This is a genomic window from Sphingomonas sp. P2_B6 (assembly GCF_056404755.1).
Genome location: NZ_JBFUDK010000005.1, coordinates 158,722 through 177,198, shown reverse-complemented (window position 1 = coordinate 177,198; position 18,477 = coordinate 158,722). Strand labels below are relative to the sequence as shown.

The following is an 18,477-nucleotide window of genomic DNA, read 5'->3' as shown; positions in this document are numbered from 1 at the left end:
GATGCATCGATGACCTGGTCACAAGACTATCATCCATTGGGGAGCTGGCTTTCGGTCGTGCTCGCTGCGGCGCCTCTGGTCGTCCTGCTCGGCTGTATCGGTCTGTTCCATGTCCGCGCCCATATCGCGGCGCTGCTCGGTCTCGCCGCCGCCCTGCTGATCGCGGTCGCCGCCTTCGGCATGCCCGCCGATCTGGCTGCTCGCGCGGCGGGCTATGGCGCGGCCTATGGCCTGTTGCCGATCGGCTGGATCGTACTCAACATCATCTTCCTCTACCAGCTGACCAACGAGCAGGGGCAGTTCCAGATATTGCGCGATTCGATCGCGACGGTGACCGAGGACAGCCGGCTCCAGCTGCTGCTGATCGCCTTTTGCCTCGGTGCCTTTTTCGAGGGCGCGGCAGGGTTCGGTACCCCGGTCGCGGTGACCGGCGCGATGCTGATCGGGCTCGGTTTCACCCGGCTCCAGGCATCCGGCCTGTCGCTGATCGCCAATACCGCGCCCGTCGCGTTCGGCGCGCTCGGCACCCCGCTCGTCACGCTCGCGACCGTCACCGGGCTGCCGCTCGAGGATCTGTCGGCGATGGTTGGGCGGCAGATGCTGCCCTTTTGCCTGATGGTGCCTTTCTGGCTGCTGGTGGCCTATTGCGGCTGGCGGCGGACACTGGCGATCTGGCCCGCGGTACTGCTGGTCGGTGTGGTGTTCGGCTTCACCCAACTGCTCATTTCCAATCTGCACGGGCCATGGCTCGCGGCGATTGGCTCGGCTCTGGTTACGCTCGTCGTGCTGGTCGGCTTTCTGCGCGTGTGGAAGCCGCGCGACATCATGCACGTGAACGAAGCTCCGCTTGCCAGGGGCGACGAGCGGGTGCCGACCACTGACGCGGCGCATGTCACTGAGCATGAGGACGCGGTGGTCACCCAGGCAGGTCCGGTCAGCGCGGCGGCGATGCGCAAGGCGTGGATGCCCTGGCTGATCCTGACGGTGATCGTTTTCCTGTGGGGCGTGCCCGCAGTGAAGGCAGCGCTCGACGGCGTCTTCAAGCTCGCCATCCATGTGCCGGGGCTCGACATGGTCATCATGCGCGTGCCGCCGGTGGTGGCGACCGCCGCGGCGGAGCCCGCGATCTTCAACTTCAATCCCTTGTCGGCGACGGGATCGGCGATTCTGCTCGCGGGCGTGATCAGCGGCTTCCTACTCGGGCTCAACCCGGCCGGTATCGCCAGAAGCTATGGCCGCGCCTTCGTGATGGTCATTCCCTCGCTGCTGACCATCGCCGCGATGCTCGCGCTGGGCAACGTCACGCGCTTCTCGGGGCTGGATGCGACCATGGGCCTCGCATTCGCCGCGACGGGCGTGATGTATCCCTTCTTCGGCACGATGCTCGGCTGGCTGGGCGTCGCGGTGACCGGATCGGACACTGCCTCCAACGTGCTGTTCGGCGGTTTGCAGAAGGTGACGTCGGAACAGCTCCATCTCTCGCCGACCTTGATGGCGGCGGCGAACAGCGCGGGTGGGGTGATGGGCAAGATGATCGATGCGCAGAGCATCGTCGTCGCCTCCACCGCGACTCAGTGGTTCGGGCAGGAGGGGCGGATTCTGCGCTATGTTTTCCTGCACAGCATCGTGCTGGCGTCTCTGGTCGGCGTGGTGGTAATGCTGATGGCCTATGTGCCGCCCTTCACCTTGCTGGTGCGGTAAAGGGCCGACGCGGCAAGGTGACGGTCACGCGCAGGCCGGGCTTGTTGTCGCCGATCGTTACTTCGCCGCCATGCGCGGCGGCGACCGCCGCGACCAGGTTGAGGCCAAGCCCGTGTCCTGGCGTCGTCCGGCTCGCATCCAGCCGGGCGAAGCGGCGAATGATCCGCGGCCGGTCCTCGGCCGACACGCCGGGCCCATTGTCCGCGACGGACAGTCGCGCCCATTCCTGGTCGGCATTGGCCGCGACGACGATATGGGTGCCCGCCGGCGTATGGCGCTGCGCATTGTCGAGCAGGTTGATCACTGCCTGGGCGATCAGCTCCCGGTCGCCGTTCACGGCGATGTCCGGGTCGATCTCGCACCCCAGGCTGCGGCCGCCATCGCTGATCGCGGGAGCATAGCTGTCGCACAGATCATGCAGCAAATCGCTGAGGTCGAGCGGTGCGAAGGTCCGGGCGAGCGCGCCGGCCTCGACCTCGGAGATGCGCAGGATCGCCGCGAACAGCGACAGCAAATGATCGCTCTGCTCGATCGCCTGTTCCAGCGCGGCGCGCGTGGCGGCGGGGTCCTCGGCATCGTCGAGTGAACCGGCGAGCTGGTTGCGCAACCGGGCGAGCGGCGTGCGCAGATCGTGCGCCACGTCGCTCGATACCTGGCGAAGATTGTCGAGCAGCTGTTCGATCCGGTTGAGCATCGCGTTGAGCGCCAGGGCGAGCTCGTCGAACTCGTCGCCGCGCGCGCCGACCGGCATACGCCGGGTCAGGTCGCCCGACATGATCGCCTGCGCGGTGCCGCTGATCCGGCCGAGCCGCCGGCGCAGATAGCTGCCCAGGATCAGCGCCCCGACCATGCCGACTAGGACGACCAGCACGAACGCCCCGGAGAACAGGCCCAATATCGTCTGGTCGATCTGCTCCAGCGCCTCGGTGTCGGCCGCCACCACCAGCCGGGGCCCGCCGGGCAGGTCGCTGGCCAACGCGCGGGCCGGGTCCCGCCCCTCTCTCGGGTCGAGAAAGTTGATATCGTGCCAGCCGGGCGGTGGCCGCGGCGTATCGAGCAGGCCCGCGATGCGGTTGCCATCGCGATCGAACAGCGCATAGCCAAAGGCATGAGTCGACGCGACGGCTTCGCGCGCGCGGATCTCATTGGTCAGCTCGTCCGCCCCTTCCTTACGAAACGCCCGCACCAGCCCGGCGCGTTCATCAGCGATAGCCACGTCCTGCTGGCGCCGGAAATCGGCGTCCGCCGCGACATAGACGGCCATGCCCAGCGCGACGATCGCCAGCGCCAGCGCCAGCGAATAGGTGAAGGCGATGCGGTACGCAGCGCTGGCCGCGACTCTAGCCATCCACACGCATCCGGTATCCGATGCCGCGCAGGGTCTCGATCGGATCCGTCGCGAAGCCTTCCTTCAGCTTCGACCGCATGCGGCTCAGATGGCTCTCGACGATGTTGGTCTGGGGGTCGAAATGGAAGCCCCAGACCGATTCGAGGAACATGGTGCGGGTCACCACCTTGCCGGCGTGCCGCATCAGCTGCTCGAGCAGCGCGAACTCGCGCGGTTGCAGATGGATCTCGCGCCCGTCGCGCCGCACCTCGCGTTTGAGCAGGTCGAGCGTGATGCCCCCATTCTCGAACCGCGTCGGCACCTCGTTGATCGGCGGCCGGCGCAGCAGGGCAGCCAGCCGCGCCGCCAGCTCGGCAAAGGCGAACGGCTTGACCAGATAATCGTCCGCGCCCGCCTCCAGCCCGTCGACCCGGTCAGTGATCCCGCCGAGCGCGGTGAGCATCAACACCGGCGCATTCACCCCGACCGCACGCCATCGCCGCAATATCTCGAGCCCGTCGATGGTGGGGAGCATGCGATCGAGCACGATGACGTCGAACATCTCGACTGTGCCGAGATGCAGGGCATCCTCGCCGTCCGCGGCGACCGTGACGACATGGCCGCGTTCGGTTAGGCCGCGCGCGACGAACCGGACCGTTTCCGCGTCATCCTCCGCGATCAGGATGCGCATCTTGCCGATCCTGTCCGTCGCGCGTGGGTCACCAGTCAGTCCTTGTCGTTCAGGGCTTCGTACTTGTTCTCGACGATATGCCCGTTATTGGCGTCGACGCCGATCTCATGGATGCGCTTGCCCTGGCGGATGTCGAACGAATAGCGCCAGCCGCCGCCTTCTTTCTCATATTCGGCGTCGGCGATCTTCCCCGGCGCGATACGCAGCGCGATCGTGCGGGCCTGAGCCATGGTCAGCTTCGCCTTGGGGGCATGGGGCGTCGCGACGGCGGTCTGGGCGAGGACTGCGGCGAGGCCGACGGCGGTGATCGAAACGAGCTTCATGATACTACTCCTGTACCGGGCACCCGACATGGGGCCATGTCCCTTCCTTACGCCGTCCTCCATTGCGCCGCGGTGGCGCCCCGTTCCGTTGATCCCAATGTACATGAACGACCGCGGGTGGACATGCCCGGCAGGCCGTCAGGACCTATATAAAATCCCAATGTTGGGCGCAGGCGGCCGGCGTGGCTCGCCCTGCGGGCGTAGGACTGACAAAAAGGCTGCGCCCTCTTCCCCCTCGAAAGGCCGGTCATGACGTCCCTGCTGTCGCGTATCCTGCTCGTTTCCGCCGCCATCCTCCCCGCGGCTGCGTCCGCCTCCGACTATAAGGTCGTGCGATCGATCGCCGTTCCCGATGGCAGCTGGGACTATGCCCGGGTCGATGATGCCGCGGGGCGGCTCTATGTCGCGCGCAACGAGAACGTCACGGTCGTCGACCTGAAGGACGGCACGGTCTCGTCGATCGGCGCACTTGTCCATGGCCATGCGGTCCTGCCCATCCCCGGCAGGCCGACGCTGCTGGTCACCAGCGGGCGGGACGATAGCGTCCGTCTGTTCGACACCGGTACCGGCAAGGAGACGGCGAAGATCGCGGTCGGCAGCGATCCCGATGCGGCGCTTTACGATCCCACGACCGGCGATGCCGTGGTGATGAACGCAAAGGCGGGCACGGTCTCGATCGTCGATCCGGCCAGCGGCGCGATCGTGCGGACGATCGCACTGAAGGAAGGCCTGGAATATGGCGCGATCAAGGGCAGCACGCTCTATGTGAACAATGAGGATGCGAACGAAGTCGAGACGGCGGACATCGTCTCGGGTGCGGTCGGGAAGGCCATCCCACTCGCCGGCTGCACCAGCCCGAGCGGTCTCGGCTACGATACCGCGCATGATCGCCTGATCTCGGCCTGCGCCAATGGCAAGGCGGCGGTCGTCGATCTCGCCACCGGGCACGTCGCCCTGCTGTCGATCGGTCTTGGTCCCGACGCGGTGATCATGGACGAGGGCCGCGGCAAGGCATTCATTCCCTGCGGTCGTGACGGCACGCTCGCCGTCATCGATATTTCGGGCAAGACCGCGACGGTCGAGGCGACGATCAAGACCGAGCAGGGCGCACGCACCGGCGCGCTCGATCCGCGCGATGGCTCGCTCTATCTGCCGACCGCGACGTTCGCGCCGGCGGCGACCCCGGGCGCACGCCCCATGGCCGTCCCGGGAACCGCCCATGTGCTGGTAATCGGCGAAGGTCGGGGCATCTAGGGCGCCAGATGCCGGAAGTGCCGCGGTTGTTGAGGGCGTGAAAGCGCCGAGTCATCATCTGCTGCCGTATAAGTAGTTCCCATGTTGCCTTTCGCCCTGGTATCGATCTCCTTTCAGGGCGTCCCATCGGTTTTCGATACTTTGAAAATTCGGCCGAATACTGTGCGGAGTGGTGGCATCTACTTATTGCCGTAAAATGCGAAAAGAGGCAGCCTCTTGCCTGCGTCGCTTGGCGCTCCCGCTTTAAGCGACTCGGAGTAATCGTCATGGCTGCTGCTGTTTCGACCCGACCCGATATCGTCTTCCAGCAATCCATCTTCGGACGGGACAAGCTCGTGCGCGGTGGCCGGCAATTCGAAAGGCTTATCTCCAGCGGCGAACAACTGGGCGCGGCCTTCGAAAAGGCTCAGGCGCACCCGATGTGGAAACGAGACCCGCGCCTCGGCAAGATTCCCCGCGAGGTGGCGGACGAGGTGCTCGCGCTCTACAATGCGGTGATCGCCGATGGTCGCCACATCCGGGATTTCGTCCATGATCCGCGCAAGGCGGCGGAAGCGCTGAAGATCAAGCTGTCGGACCGGGCGTTCGAGACGATCCGTGTGGTCGGCTCCAATCTGGGCAATGCGGAAAATCCCGCCGGCGCCATCGCGGTGATCTCGATCTCGGTGGTGGCGATCGCGGTGACGACGGCGATCGTGAGCTCGGCCGCCGATCCGCGCAGCCGCATCGTCATCGACGAATCCGGCATCGTGAAGGTCTGACACGCCCCTCTTTCGGAGACCCTCCGATGGCCAGAACGCCCAGGGTCGTGCTGGTGAGCATGCCATGGACCGCCATTTCCGAGCCGTCGCTCGGGCTCGCGATCCTTAAGGCGCAGCTTGAGAGCGAGCGGATTCCGGCACGCGTGCTGCATCTCAACCTGCTGCTCCTGCGGCACATTACCGGCGCGACCTATCAGCAGATCGCGAGCTGCTGGGCACTGAACGAGTTCGTCTTTACCGGCGCGATCGATCCCGATGTCGGCCCCGAACAGGCCGAGCGGCTGGTCGAACGGTGCCAGGCCCATGCCAATCCCAATTATCCGCAGGCTTATGCCGATCCGGGCGATTTCGGCCGCCTGCTGATCCGGCTGCGCCACGAGATCATCCCGCGCTACCTGATCGAGTGCGCCGAGGAAATATTGGCGCAAGAGCCGACCATGGTCGGTTTCACCTGCCTGTTCGATCAGACCATGGCCTCGATCGCGGTGGCCAGGCTGTTGCGCGCGGCCCGGCCCGATCTCCAGATCGTGCTCGGCGGCTATGCGCTGGAGGGGCCACCGGGACGCGAGGTGCTGCGATCCTTTCCCTGGATCGACGCCGTCGCCGGCGGCGACGGAGAGCCGATCATCGGCCGGCTCGCCCGGGCATCGGTAGGGGAGGGGGCGCTTGACGCGATCCCCGGCGTGATGACGCGCGCCAACCCGGTTGGGCCGCCGCGCACGCTCTACTCCCTCGAGAACAGCCCCACGCCGGACTATGCCGACTGGTTCGCCGATCTCGAGGCGCTGAGCGAGCGCGACAAGCTGCATATCACCACGACGGTACTGCCGATCGAGAGCTCGCGCGGCTGCTGGTGGGGGCAGCACCAGCATTGCGTCTTCTGCGGCATTGACGAGCAGACTTTGGTCTATCGCCGCAAGAAACCGGAAACCGTGATACGGCTGCTGGCGGAGATGCGCGATCGCTATGCCGACGCGCCCTATCGCTTCTCCGACTATATCCTGCCCAATGAATACATGACCGAGCTGCTGCCCGCGCTCGCGCGCGTCTCACCGCCCTATGAGATGCACTGCGAGATAAAGGCCAATCAGAGCGAGACGCGCATGGCCGCCTTCGCCGATGCGGGTTTCACCGAGGTCCAGCCGGGCATCGAATCCTTCGACAGTGCCGTGTTGCGGCTGATGAAGAAGGGGGTGCGCGGTATCCACAATGTCCAGACGCTCAAGCTCGGTTATGAGCATGGCATCCTGGTCAATTACAATATTTTGTATGGTATCCCCGGCGAGACGGCTGACGGATATCTGCGCATGACCGAGCAATTGCCGCGCCTCTATCACCTGACGCCGCCGGTCACCCGCACCGAGGCGATCGTGACGCGTTTCGCCCCGCTCCACGCGAGCCCCGCCGCGTTCGTGCCCGGATGCGGCGAGGATTTCCGGCCCGAGCATCACAAATGCTACGACACGTTGTTCTCGCCCAAATGGCTCGCCGAAACCGGCTTCGACCTCGACAATTACGCGTATTATTTCGAGCGCTATTTTGACTATGCCGACGAGAATGCGCTGCTTTATTCGCTGATCGTGCGGATCGTGGATCACTGGAAATCGCAGCACCTCGCGCGCGACGTCCATCTTTCCTGGCAGGAGGTGCGCGGCGGTCTGGCGATCGACGATGCGCGTTTCAGCCGGCCGATCCGCACCATGCTGGGCGGCACCACCGCCGCGGTCTACCGTGCCTGCGATCGCGCGCCCGTAACGACGGCCACCTTGGCTACGGCGCTCGATCTCACCACCACCGAGATCGAAACGGCGATCGAGGAACTCGACGAGACGCGCCTGATCTGGCGGGAGGACAATCAGGTACTCGGCCTGGCGATCCCGGCCGCCATCGTCGACCGGCACCGACACAATGGCTGGCGATCCCGCTGGACGTCCGTCTATAGTTAGAGCCTTTTTGAGCTGGATTGACCCACCGCCTCCGGCTGGCGCGGATCGATTCAACATATGGTCTGCGCGTCATAGTCCTCCTTGGAACCAAGGAGTGTGCCCCCATGACCATCATTTTCCCAAACACACGACCGGCACACTGAGATGCCGACGGTCCCCACAGAACAGAACCGCGCGGGCATTGCCGGCGTGACCGACGCAAAGCTCCAGCCCGGCGATTATACCGGCACTGGGCTGCAGGCGCTCGGCGCCGGGATGCGGCAACTCGGCGGAACGGGCGCGACCATCGCCGGCGAGATGCGGCAGCGGCAGGACCGCGACGACGAGCTGGAGGTGAAGAAGGCGTGGAACGCCTATGCCGAGGGCGCCCGGGCGATCAGGGCAGACGCGCTGGGCAGGTTCGAGGCCGACCCGCGGGGCATGCTCGACAGCCTGACGCGGGATTATGGCGGCTTGCGCGACTGGATTCGCAGCGGGCTGAAGAATGATCGCCAGCGCGGCCAGTTCGACGAGGTGATCGCCGAGCGGTTCGCCTATGACCTGTCCGGCGCCCGCTCCGCCGCCGATCAAGCGCTGCGGCGCGGCCAGGACGAGCAGGGCCTGCGGATCGAGCAGAATGCGGCCGACGACGCGGTCGACACCTGGGACGATCAGGCGCTGTTCGACAAGCATCTGGAGACGGGGGTGGAATCGCTGGTGGCGCGGGGCCAGGCACGGGGGGACGATTCCGCCACGATCGAGCACAGCGCCGCCGCCTATCGCTCCGGCGTCCAGCGCCGCGCGGTGCAGGATATGATCGAGCGCGATCCGGTCGCCGCCGCCAACCGCTACCGTCTGATGCGCGACGGGATGACCCCCGCCGATCGGCAGGCGACCGACGCGATGATGATCGAACCGCTCGCTCGCGCGCTGGCGAGCGCGGAAGTGGACAAGCGCCTGCTCCCGGACAAACGGGGCGGGGCGCTCTCTCCCGAGCGGCAAGCGATGATCGCGTCGGAAATCGAAGACGGGCCCATCGCAGATGCGCTGAAGCGTTACGCGTTGGACGATCTGGATGATCGCTCCTCCCTGCAGGCTCGCGCCAGTAAGAAGGCCGCGGACACAGCCCGGGAGGCGGGCCTGGCTGTCGTTGGGCAGCTTGGATCGGACTTCACCTCGATCTCGCAGATCCCGGTAGCCGTGCGACGCGACCTCGACGAGGAAACCGATGAGGCGCTGCGTGGCTTGGCGAGGGCCAACCTCGATCCGACGCCGGTCACATCGGGCGGCGGTACGTCGCTGATGATGAACATCATGGCCTCCGAAAACCCGGCCGCGTTCGCCAAGCAGGATATGCGACTGATCCGCGCCAAGGTCACGCCCGAGGAATATGAGAGGCTGGCGCGGATTCGGAACGCGGCCGGCGGCACGCCGCGCGCTATCAATGGGCGGCCTTATCGGCGCATATGGGATAGGCTCCAAATCGGTGTTGCGAGCGCTGACGGCGATGATCTCGGCACCCAAATTGGCGATCCGCGCCTCGTGCGGATTTCCCAGGACGAAACATCTGCGACGCAAGGCATCGCCGACAGGAAGGGAGCAGGAGAAGCAGATCGCCATCTCGCTCCGGCGGTTACTGTGCCAGAACGCAGCCGCAACGGAGCACCAGGGCGGCATCGCGGTTCCCGGAACCAGCCGCGTGATAGCGGACTTCGGCCAAGTCGCGGTCGGGATCCGGCGACAGAGCCGACCGCAATCCCGCCTGATCGGCGGATAAGGCGTATCTTTCGTGGAATACCACGAGGTTCCGTGACGCTACAGGCGCCGGATGGCGCAACTTTTCTGGCTCCCGCGAACGCCGATTTCAAAGCAGCCTATCGATCGGCTGCGGGGCATTGGAACAGTTGGACGGCGAAGGCCCCGATCAAGGCAGCCGTCGGGCATTGGGCACTTATGATTTTCAGCGCAGAGGCGACATCTTCATTCCGCGCTACACTGACGCGTCCAATTATGCGGTTGGAGTCGTGATGGCAGGTGCCGGATATACGCTCGAGGAAACTTTCAGTATCGCAGGCGGCTTTGCCGCTTTGAATTCGTCGAACGCAGGTTCGGCGCGTCAAAGGTTATGGTGGAAGAGGGGGTGGATCGCGGCGATGAGGGGCACTTACAAATAGACGTGATCTCTCCCGAGTTTTCGTATCATCTCCCCTCGAACATATCCTTCGTTAGTCATCCATCGGCTACGTGCGTCAGGATCTGGATGGCGCAACGGAATCCTCCGCAAATCCTCAAAACCTCCTGCGATATTCGATATGGTTTGCCTATGTCCTTCACTTGTACCGCGACGGGGAGTGAGTCGATGTCGATGCGCAGTTTTACACGGTCAGCGATCTCCCAGCTCTCGTGGGGCTTGGTCGTCGCGATTATATCTCTGCCAGTTTCCCCATCGATCTACGCACTGATGGTGTACGGGCATCAGTGCGCCAATATTATCGAGCCCGGATCGGATTCCGCATTTCTATGCCTGGTTAATCTCGCGGCGACTGCGCCTCTTCTCGCAATAACGGGATCCCTGGCTGACGATGGCGCCGACACTAAAATGTGGTTCGGCATCGTTCTCGTTTCGCTGGCCATCGGGATATCCTTTTCGGTAATCGGTGCCTGGCGGCCGTCAGCACGAAGGACTGGAAGATAGGATAGCGCCGCGTGGCTATCCGGGCGACGCCGGCAGCCGCATCGCCCTTGATCGCGACCGAATTGATCCAGCCCAGCGGCTCGGTCGACGACGTGACGACATATTTGGTCACCGCATCGAACTTCGCGCCGATCGGGTCATCCTGCTGGAAAGGCCAATGGGCGGCGAAGATGTCATAGGTGAACCGCCCGAGCAGCAGGTCGAAATCGCCGTCCATATGCTGGCCCATCACCTCGTCCCACAGGGCCATCTTGCTTTACGCTGGTCGAAGCGCGGCCGTCTCCATTGCCCGGCGGATCGCGTCCTTCATCTGGGCGGGTGAGAAGGGCTTGTTCACCGCGACGACATGCTCCGCCGTCAGGTCGAGCGCGCTGTTGTCGGCATAGCCGGTGATGATGATCGCGGGCAGCCCCGGCCGGATCTGGCGGGCGCGGCGCACCACCTCGGCACCGGAGACGTGCGGCATGGCATAGTCGCTGATGATCAGGTCCACCTTGTCCGGATCGCGATCGAGCAGGTCGAGCACCGCGGGGCCGTCCGCCGCGGCGACGGGTGCATGGCCAAGGTCCTCCAGCAATGCCGCGGTGGTGGCGCGCACGCCCTCATGATCGTCGACCAGCAGGATGTTGAGGCTGGTGCCTTCCGCGAGGGCCTGGACAGGTTCGGCCGGTATCGGCCTGGGGGCGCAGTCCGCCGCGCGGGGCAGCCACAGGGCGACGCTCGTGCCCTCGCCCTCGCTGCTGTCGATCCGCACCGTCCCCCCCGACTGGTTGGCGAAGCCATAGACCATGCTGAGGCCGAGGCCCGTACCCTTGCCGACATCCTTGGTGGTGAAAAACGGCTCCATCACGCGTTCGAGCATGTCGGGCGCGATGCCGAAGCCGGTGTCCGCGACGGTCAGCACGACATAATCGCCCGGCGGCAGATCGAGATCGTCGCGCGCGCCGGCCTCCGCCCCGACCATGGCGTTGCGCGCGGAGATATGGATCGTCCCGCCGTCCGGCATGGCGTCGCGCGCGTTGATCGCGAGGTTCATGATCGCGAGCTCGAGCTGCGCTTCGTCGGCATAGGGGTGGGCGACGCCGGGCTCCAGATCCCAGGCGATCTCCACCAGCCCGCCAAGCGTATGCGACAACAGGTTGCTGACCGAATCCGACAGGCTGGTCAGGTCGATCGCCGCCGGCTCAAGCTTCTGCTTGCGCGCAAAGGCGAGCAGGCGGGAGACCAGTTCGCTGCCCTGGCCGGCCGCATGCTGCGTCATTGCAAGGATCTTGCGATGCTCGTCGGCCAGCGGCACGCGGCGCTCGATCATGCCCAGGCCGCCGATCACCGCGGCGAGCAGGTTGTTGAAGTCGTGCGCGATGCCGCCGGTCAGCTTGCCGATCGCGTCCATCTTGCGGACATGCAGCAGCTGCGTCTCCAGGTCCTTGCGATCGGTCACGTCGAGCAAGGTGCCGGCATATTCCATCGGCTCGCCGTCCGCATCGCGCATCAGCACGGCCTGATCAAGCACGTGGCGATAACGTCCATCGGCATGCTGCCAGCGATATTCCATCGCCAGCGGCGCGCCGTGCCCGCGACCCTTTAGCGTTTCTTCGACGCGCTGCCGGTCCTCGGGATGGATCCGGTCGTGCCACAGCGTCGGCGTGCGCCGAATCTCGTCCAGGCTGAAGCCCGTCATCGCGGTGAAATCGCCGGAGATCAGCTTCGGCCGTCGCGGAAAAGTGCCTTCGGTCTCGAGGTACAGCAGGATCGGCAGCGACTGGATGATCGCGCCCTGGCGCTGTTCGGCGAGGCGAAGCGCGCGTTCGGCGCGCAGGCGCTGGTCGTTCGCCTTCAGTGTGGCGTCGAGCAGTTTCTGCTCGGCCTGCGCCTTGCGGCGTATCTCAAGCGTCATCTGGAACAGATCGACGAACACCGCGACCTTGGAACGCAGCACGATCGGTTCGACCGGCTTGAACACATAATCGACCGCGCCCATCGAATAGCCGCGGATCAGATGTTCTGTCTCCTTGTTGACGGCGGAGAGGAAGATGATCGGGATGCGCTTGGTCTGTTCGCGGCCGCGGACCATCTGCGCGACCTCATATCCGTCCATGCCCGGCATATAGACGTCCAGCAGGATCACCGCGAAATCGCCGCGCAGCAATTCGCGCAGTGCCTCCGGGCCCGATTTCGCGACGACCACGTCCCCCACATCCTCCAGCACGGTCCGGATCGCGAGCAGATTATGTTCGTCGTCGTCGACCACCAGGATGCGCGCACGCGGAGCCGGCTCGGCGACGACCGTGAGCAGCGGTGCCGCCTCGGCCAGCGTCACAGGCTGAACCGCGAAAGGATGCTTGCGCCCCACCCGGTCACTCCGCCGCCGTCACGGCACGCAGCGGCGCGGCGGGCACACGATCGCGCGATCGCGCCACCCAGACGCGGAGCAGGGCGAGCAGCAGCTCGATGTCGACTGGCTTGGCGATGTAATCGGAGGCGCCGGCGTCGAGGCATTTCTGGCGGTCGCCCTTCATCGCCTTGGCCGTCACCGCGATCAGCGGGATATCGGCAAGCTCGGGAAGAGCCCGAATGCGCTGCATCGTTTCGTACCCGTCCATCTCGGGCATCATGATGTCGATCAGCGCCAGGTCGATGCCCGGTGTCTGTTCCAAGATCAGGATACCGTCCTTGCCACCCTCGGCGTGCACGACCTCGACGTCGTAGCTCTCCAATACGCTCGTGAGGGAGTAGATGTTCCGGATATCGTCGTCGACGATCAGCATCTTCGATCCGGCGAGTTCCGGCACCTCTGGCAGGCCGGCGATGGGCTCCGCGCCATCGACGATCGTCACCTTGGGCACCGCCGGGCGTGTCCGCGCGACGCGGGCCAGCTCGCGGAACACCGCGGACAGCGTTTCGGGCGCGGCCGGCTTCTCGGTCACGCCGAACGCGCCCATGTCCATCGCCATGGCGAGCTTGTCGGCGCCGGAGATGACATGGATCGGCAGATGCATGGTCTTGGGGTCGTGCCGCAGCAGATCGAGCAGGACGAAACCGTCGATATCCGACAGGCCGAGATCGAGCGTGATCGCATTAGGCTGCAGCTTGCGCGCCAGCGCCAGGGTCCCGGCACCGGCGGTCGACACGACACCCTTCAGCCCGGTCTCGCGCGCGATGTCGAGCAGGATCGAGGCGAAGGTCGGATCGTCCTCGACGATCAGCACGAACGGAGAATCGCCGAGTGAATCCCGATCGTCGGTCACGTCGATCGGCGCGGGCAGGGCGTTGGGCACGATCGCGCCGCTATTGTCGTAGCGCGCGGTGGTGGTCGCGACCGGGCCGGCACCCGCGTCGACCGCCTGAAGCGGCACGAACAGGGTGAAGGTCGATCCCTCGCCCGGCGTCGATCGCACTTTCAGTTCGCCGCCGAGCAGGCGGGCGATCTCACGGCTGATCGAAAGGCCGAGGCCGGTGCCGCCATATTTGCGGCTGGTCGTGCCGTCGGCCTGCTGGAAAGCCTCGAAGATCAGCTTCTGCTTGTCCTGCGGGATGCCGATGCCGGTATCGGTCACCGCGATCTCGATCGCATGATCGGCATTGCGCAGCACCGGATGATTGCTGCTCCACCCCGCCCGGGCATTGCCGACCGACAGGGTGACCGATCCTTGCGCGGTGAACTTGAACGCATTGGACAGCAGGTTGAGCACGACCTGTTGCAGGCGCTTCTCGTCGGTGCGGATCGTGGCGGGCAGATCGCCGTCGAACTCGACCTTGAAGTCCAGATTCTTGTCCGCCGCCAGCTGACGGAAGGTCCGCTCCATATGCTGTTTCAGCGCGTTCATCGGCATGTCGCCGATCTCGATCGAGACGGTCCCGGATTCGATCTTGGACAGATCGAGGATGTCGTTGATCAGGTTGAGCAGGTCGGAGCCGGCCGAGTTGATCGTGCGGGCGAACTCGGTCTGCTTCTCGTTGAGATTGCCCTGCGGATTGTCCGCCAGCAGCTTCGACAGGATCAGCAGCGAATTGAGCGGCGTGCGCAGCTCGTGCGACATGTTGGCGAGGAATTCGGACTTGTATTTGGAGGTGAGGGCAAGCTGCTCGGCCTTTTCCTCCACCGCGCGCCGGGCCATTTCGATTTCGAGATTCTTGGCCTCGACCTGCTTCTTCTCATTCTCCAGCAGCTGCGCTTTCTCCTGCAGCTCCTCGTTGGTGGCGTGCAGCTCTTCCTGCTTGGTGGTCAGCTCGGTCTGGCGCGCCTGCAGTTCCTGCGTGAGCAGCTGCGACTGTTTCAGCAGGCCCTCGGTGCGCATCGTCGCGGCGATGGTGTTGAGCACGATGCCGACCGATTCCATGAGCTGGTCGAGGAAGGTCTGGTGCGTCTCGTTGAACTCGCTGAACGAGGCGAGCTCGATCACCGCCTTCACTTCATCCTCGAACAGGGCGGGCAGGATGTTGACGTTGGTCGGCGCGGCATGGCCGAGGCCCGAGCCGATCCGGATGAAGTCGGCCGGCATGTTCTGCAGCAGGATCGGGCGCTTGTCTGCCGCGGCCTGGCCGACCAGCCCTTCGCGGAGCCTGAACTCGGATTTAAGCGCGCTGCGATTCTCCGCGCCATAGCTCGCGGCGAGCTCCAGCACGGTTTCGTCATTGTCGCGGTTGGTGACGTAGAACACGCCATATTGCGCGTTCACCAGCGGCGCGAGCTCGGTCATGATCAGATTGGAAACGGTGGTCAGATCGCGCTCGCCCTGCAGCATGCGCGAGAAACGGGCGAGGTTGGTCTTCAGCCAATCCTGCTCCGCATTCTTCAGCGTCTGCTCCTTCAGGTTGCGGATCATCTCGTTGATGTTGTCCTTGAGCGAGGCCATTTCGCCCGAGGCTTCCACCGCGATCGATCGGGTAAGGTCGCCCTTGGTCACCGCGGTCGCCACATCGGCGATCGATCGCACCTGGTTGGTCAGGTTGGCGGCGAGCTGGTTAACGTTGTCGGTCAGGTCGCGCCACAGGCCCGCGGCACCCGGCACGCGTGCCTGGCCGCCCAGCCGGCCCTCGATGCCGACTTCGCGCGCCATGTTGGTCACCTGGTCGCCAAAGGTCGACAGCGTCTCGATCATGCCGTTGATCGTGTCGGCCAGCGCCGCGATCTCGCCCTTGGCGTCCACCGCCAGCTTGCGCTTGAGGTTGCCCTGCGCCACCGCAGTCACCACGTCGGCGATGCCGCGCACCTGGTTGGTCAGGTTGGTCGCCATCAGGTTGACGTTGTCGGTAAGATCCTTCCACGTGCCGCCCACGCCCGGCACCTGCGCCTGGCCGCCGAGCTTGCCTTCGGTGCCGACCTCGCGCGCCACGCGCGTCACTTCCGAGGCGAAGCCGTTGAGCTGATCGACCATCACGTTGATGGTGTTCTTCAGCTCGAGGATCTCGCCCTTCACGTCCACCGTGATCTTCTTGGACAGATCGCCCTTTGCCACGGCGGTCGTCACTTCGGCGATGTTGCGAACCTGACCGGTTAGATTATCGGCCATCAGATTCACGTTATCGGTGAGATCCTTCCAGGTGCCGGCGACGCCGCGCACCTGCGCCTGGCCGCCCAATTTGCCTTCGGTACCCACTTCACGCGCCACGCGCGTCACTTCGGAGGCAAAGCTGTTGAGCTGGTCCACCATGGTGTTGATGGTGTCCTTCAGCTCGAAAATCTCACCCTTCACGTCGACGGTGATCTTCTTGGAAAGGTCGCCCAGCGCCACCGCGGTGGTCACTTCGGCGATGTTGCGCACCTGGCCGGTCAGGTTCGCGGCCATCGCGTTCACATTCTCGGTCAGGTCCTTCCAGGTGCCGCCGACGCCCTCGACCTGCGCCTGGCCGCCGAGCCGGCCCTCGGTGCMCACTTCGCGCGCCACGCGCGTCACTTCCGACGCGAAGGAGTTCAGCTGATCGACCATCACGTTGATGGTGTCCTTCAGCTCGAGGATCTCGCCCTTCACGTCGACGGTGATCTTCTTCGACAGATCGCCGCGCGCCACGGCGGTGGTCACTTCGGCGATGTTGCGGACCTGGCCGGTCAGGTTGCCGGCCATCAAATTGACGTTGTCGGTCAGATCCTTCCAGGTGCCGGCCACGCCTTCCACCTGCGCCTGGCCGCCGAGCTTGCCTTCCGAGCCCACTTCGCGCGCCACGCGGGTCACTTCGGAGGCGAAGCCGTTCAACTGATCGACCATCACGTTGATGGTGTTCTTCAGCTCGAGGATCTCGCCCTTCACGTCGACGGTGATCTTCTTGGAGAGATCGCCGCGCGCCACGGCGGTGGTCACCTCCGCGATGTTGCGCACCTGGCCGGTCAGGTTCGCCGCCATCAGGTTCACATTGTCGGTAAGATCGGCCCAGGTGCCGGCGACGCCCGGCACCTGCGCCTGGCCGCCCAGCTTGCCCTCGGTGCCGACTTCACGCGCGACGCGCGTCACTTCCGACGCGAAGCCGTTGAGCTGATCCACCATGGTGTTGATGGTGTTCTTCAACTCGAGGATTTCGCCCTTCACGTCGACGGTGATCTTCTTGGACAAGTCGCCCAGCGCCACCGCCGTCGTCACCTCGGCGATGTTACGCACCTGGCCGGTGAGATTGTCGGCCATCAGGTTGACGTTGTCGGTCAGGTCCTTCCACGTGCCGCCCACGCCCGGCACCTGCGCCTGGCCGCCCAGCTTGCCCTCGGTGCCGACCTCGCGCGCCACGCGCGTCACTTCCGAGGCGAAGCCGTTGAGCTGATCGACCATCACGTTGATGGTGTTCTTCAGCTCGAGGATCTCGCCCTTCACGTCGACGGTGATCTTCTTCGACAGATCGCCCGATGCCACGGCGGTGGTCACTTCGGCGATGTTGCGCACCTGGCCAGTGAGATTGTCCGCCATCAGGTTGACGTTGTCGGTGAGGTCCTTCCACGTGCCGGCAACGCCTTCCACGCGCGCCTGACCGCCCAATTTGCCCTCGGTGCCGACCTCGCGCGCCACGCGCGTCACTTCCGACGCGAAGCTGTTGAGCTGGTCCACCATGGTGTTGATGGTATTCTTCAGCTCCAGGATTTCGCCCTTCACCTCCACGGTGATTTTCTTGGACAAGTCGCCCGACGCCACGGCGGTGGTCACCTCGGCGATGTTGCGCACCTGGCCGGTCAGGTTGGTCGCCATCGCGTTGACGTTGTCGGTCAAGTCCTTCCAGGTACCGGCGACGCCGCGCACCGTCGCCTGGCCGCCCAGCTTGCCTTCGGTGCCCACTTCGCGCGCCACGCGTGTCACTTCCGACGCGAAGGAAGCGAGCTGCTCAACCATGGTGTTCACCACCTTGCCGATGCGCAGGAATTCGCCGCGCAAGGGGCGGCCGTCGATCTCGACCGTCATGGATTGCGACAGGTCGCCCTTCGCCACCGCGCCGATCACGCGGGCGACTTCGGCGGTCGGCTGGACCATGTCCTCAATCAGCTCGTTGACGGAACGGATCGCGCTTTCCCATCCGCCGGTCGCGGCTTTCACGCGGCCGCGCTGGGTGATCTTGCCTTCCTTGCCGACGACGCGCGACAGGCGCTCGAATTCCTCGGTCATCTGCTGGTTCAGCCCGACGACCTCGTTGAACAAGGTGGCGAGCTCTGCGTCGGGGCCCTGCAGATCCTCCGACAGGCGCGTCGTAAAATCACCCCGGCGCAAGGCGCGCAGGGCGGACACGATCTGGCGGCGGTCAAGCGACTCGCGGGGGGTTTCGATGTTCAAGATCAGCTCCCTGGCACTCTCCCCCCGAAGGTCCTTGTCCAGCCCCCCGGCCTCG

Annotated in this window: 11 protein-coding genes; 5 read left to right on the top strand and 6 right to left on the bottom strand. The window is 65.0% G+C overall.

Features of this window, described 5'->3' with window-relative positions:
- Positions 1 to 9: 9 nt before the first annotated feature.
- Positions 10 to 1,701 carry an L-lactate permease gene (locus AC1DX5_RS09625; protein ID WP_478015096.1) on the top strand — a complete coding sequence of 564 codons (1,692 nt, stop codon included), beginning with the start codon at positions 10 to 12 and terminating at the stop codon, positions 1,699 to 1,701.
- Here the strand turns inward: AC1DX5_RS09625 and AC1DX5_RS09620 are convergent.
- From AC1DX5_RS09620 to AC1DX5_RS09610, 3 genes are read right to left on the bottom strand one after another with little or no spacing between them, the layout of a single operon-like run.
- On the bottom strand, positions 1,682 to 3,049 hold the full coding sequence (locus tag AC1DX5_RS09620) for a HAMP domain-containing sensor histidine kinase (protein ID WP_478015094.1): 1,368 nt from the start codon (positions 3,047 to 3,049) through the stop codon (positions 1,682 to 1,684). The two genes, AC1DX5_RS09625 and AC1DX5_RS09620, sit on opposite strands and share 20 nt — an antisense overlap.
- On the bottom strand, positions 3,042 to 3,719 hold the full coding sequence (locus AC1DX5_RS09615) for a response regulator transcription factor (protein ID WP_478015092.1): 678 nt from the start codon (positions 3,717 to 3,719) through the stop codon (positions 3,042 to 3,044). The genes AC1DX5_RS09620 and AC1DX5_RS09615 overlap by 8 nt, the downstream gene beginning before the upstream one ends.
- 35 nt (positions 3,720 to 3,754) lie before the next feature.
- Complete coding sequence (locus tag AC1DX5_RS09610; protein WP_478015091.1) at positions 3,755 to 4,042, bottom strand: PepSY domain-containing protein; 288 nt, start codon at positions 4,040 to 4,042, stop codon at positions 3,755 to 3,757.
- Positions 4,043 to 4,291: 249 nt separating this feature from the next.
- Between AC1DX5_RS09610 and AC1DX5_RS09605 the strand changes: the two genes are divergently transcribed.
- The 4 genes from AC1DX5_RS09605 (at position 4,292) to AC1DX5_RS09590 (ending at position 10,010) form a co-directional block, all read left to right on the top strand.
- Positions 4,292 to 5,296: a YncE family protein gene (locus tag AC1DX5_RS09605; RefSeq protein WP_465174845.1), complete on the top strand. Its 1,005-nt coding sequence runs from the start codon at positions 4,292 to 4,294 to the stop codon at positions 5,294 to 5,296.
- A 266-nt stretch (positions 5,297 to 5,562) separates the two neighbouring features.
- Positions 5,563 to 6,057: a hypothetical protein gene (locus AC1DX5_RS09600; RefSeq protein WP_465174844.1), complete on the top strand. Its 495-nt coding sequence runs from the start codon at positions 5,563 to 5,565 to the stop codon at positions 6,055 to 6,057.
- A 26-nt stretch (positions 6,058 to 6,083) separates the two neighbouring features.
- Positions 6,084 to 8,003 (top strand): RiPP maturation radical SAM C-methyltransferase, encoded by a 1,920-nt coding sequence (locus tag AC1DX5_RS09595; RefSeq protein WP_478015089.1) that lies wholly within the window; start codon positions 6,084 to 6,086, stop codon positions 8,001 to 8,003.
- A gap of 144 nt (positions 8,004 to 8,147) precedes the next feature.
- Positions 8,148 to 10,010 carry a hypothetical protein gene (locus tag AC1DX5_RS09590; protein WP_478015087.1) on the top strand — a complete coding sequence of 621 codons (1,863 nt, stop codon included), beginning with the start codon at positions 8,148 to 8,150 and terminating at the stop codon, positions 10,008 to 10,010.
- Positions 10,011 to 10,576: 566 nt separating this feature from the next.
- On the opposite strand, the gene AC1DX5_RS09585 is transcribed toward AC1DX5_RS09590, so the two are convergent.
- The 3 genes from AC1DX5_RS09585 to AC1DX5_RS09575 are packed head-to-tail and all read right to left on the bottom strand — an operon-like array spanning position 10,577 to position 18,422.
- Positions 10,577 to 10,927 carry a dihydrofolate reductase family protein gene (locus AC1DX5_RS09585; protein ID WP_478015085.1) on the bottom strand — a complete coding sequence of 117 codons (351 nt, stop codon included), beginning with the start codon at positions 10,925 to 10,927 and terminating at the stop codon, positions 10,577 to 10,579.
- Positions 10,928 to 10,933: 6 nt separating this feature from the next.
- Positions 10,934 to 13,030: a response regulator gene (locus tag AC1DX5_RS09580; RefSeq protein WP_478015083.1), complete on the bottom strand. Its 2,097-nt coding sequence runs from the start codon at positions 13,028 to 13,030 to the stop codon at positions 10,934 to 10,936.
- 4 nt (positions 13,031 to 13,034) lie between these two features.
- Positions 13,035 to 18,422 carry a HAMP domain-containing protein gene (locus AC1DX5_RS09575; protein WP_478015081.1) on the bottom strand — a complete coding sequence of 1,796 codons (5,388 nt, stop codon included), beginning with the start codon at positions 18,420 to 18,422 and terminating at the stop codon, positions 13,035 to 13,037.
- Positions 18,423 to 18,477: the final 55 nt, after the last annotated feature.

Coding starts and splice junctions, on each gene's coding strand:
- AC1DX5_RS09585 (WP_478015085.1), bottom strand. CDS start 10,927: ATGGCCCTGTGGGACGAGGTGATGGGCCAGCATATGGACGGCGATTTC.
- AC1DX5_RS09620 (WP_478015094.1), bottom strand. CDS start 3,049: ATGGCTAGAGTCGCGGCCAGCGCTGCGTACCGCATCGCCTTCACCTAT.
- AC1DX5_RS09610 (WP_478015091.1), bottom strand. CDS start 4,042: ATGAAGCTCGTTTCGATCACCGCCGTCGGCCTCGCCGCAGTCCTCGCC.
- AC1DX5_RS09600 (WP_465174844.1), top strand. CDS start 5,563: ATGGCTGCTGCTGTTTCGACCCGACCCGATATCGTCTTCCAGCAATCC.
- AC1DX5_RS09595 (WP_478015089.1), top strand. CDS start 6,084: ATGGCCAGAACGCCCAGGGTCGTGCTGGTGAGCATGCCATGGACCGCC.
- AC1DX5_RS09625 (WP_478015096.1), top strand. CDS start 10: ATGACCTGGTCACAAGACTATCATCCATTGGGGAGCTGGCTTTCGGTC.
- AC1DX5_RS09615 (WP_478015092.1), bottom strand. CDS start 3,719: ATGCGCATCCTGATCGCGGAGGATGACGCGGAAACGGTCCGGTTCGTC.
- AC1DX5_RS09590 (WP_478015087.1), top strand. CDS start 8,148: ATGCCGACGGTCCCCACAGAACAGAACCGCGCGGGCATTGCCGGCGTG.
- AC1DX5_RS09605 (WP_465174845.1), top strand. CDS start 4,292: ATGACGTCCCTGCTGTCGCGTATCCTGCTCGTTTCCGCCGCCATCCTC.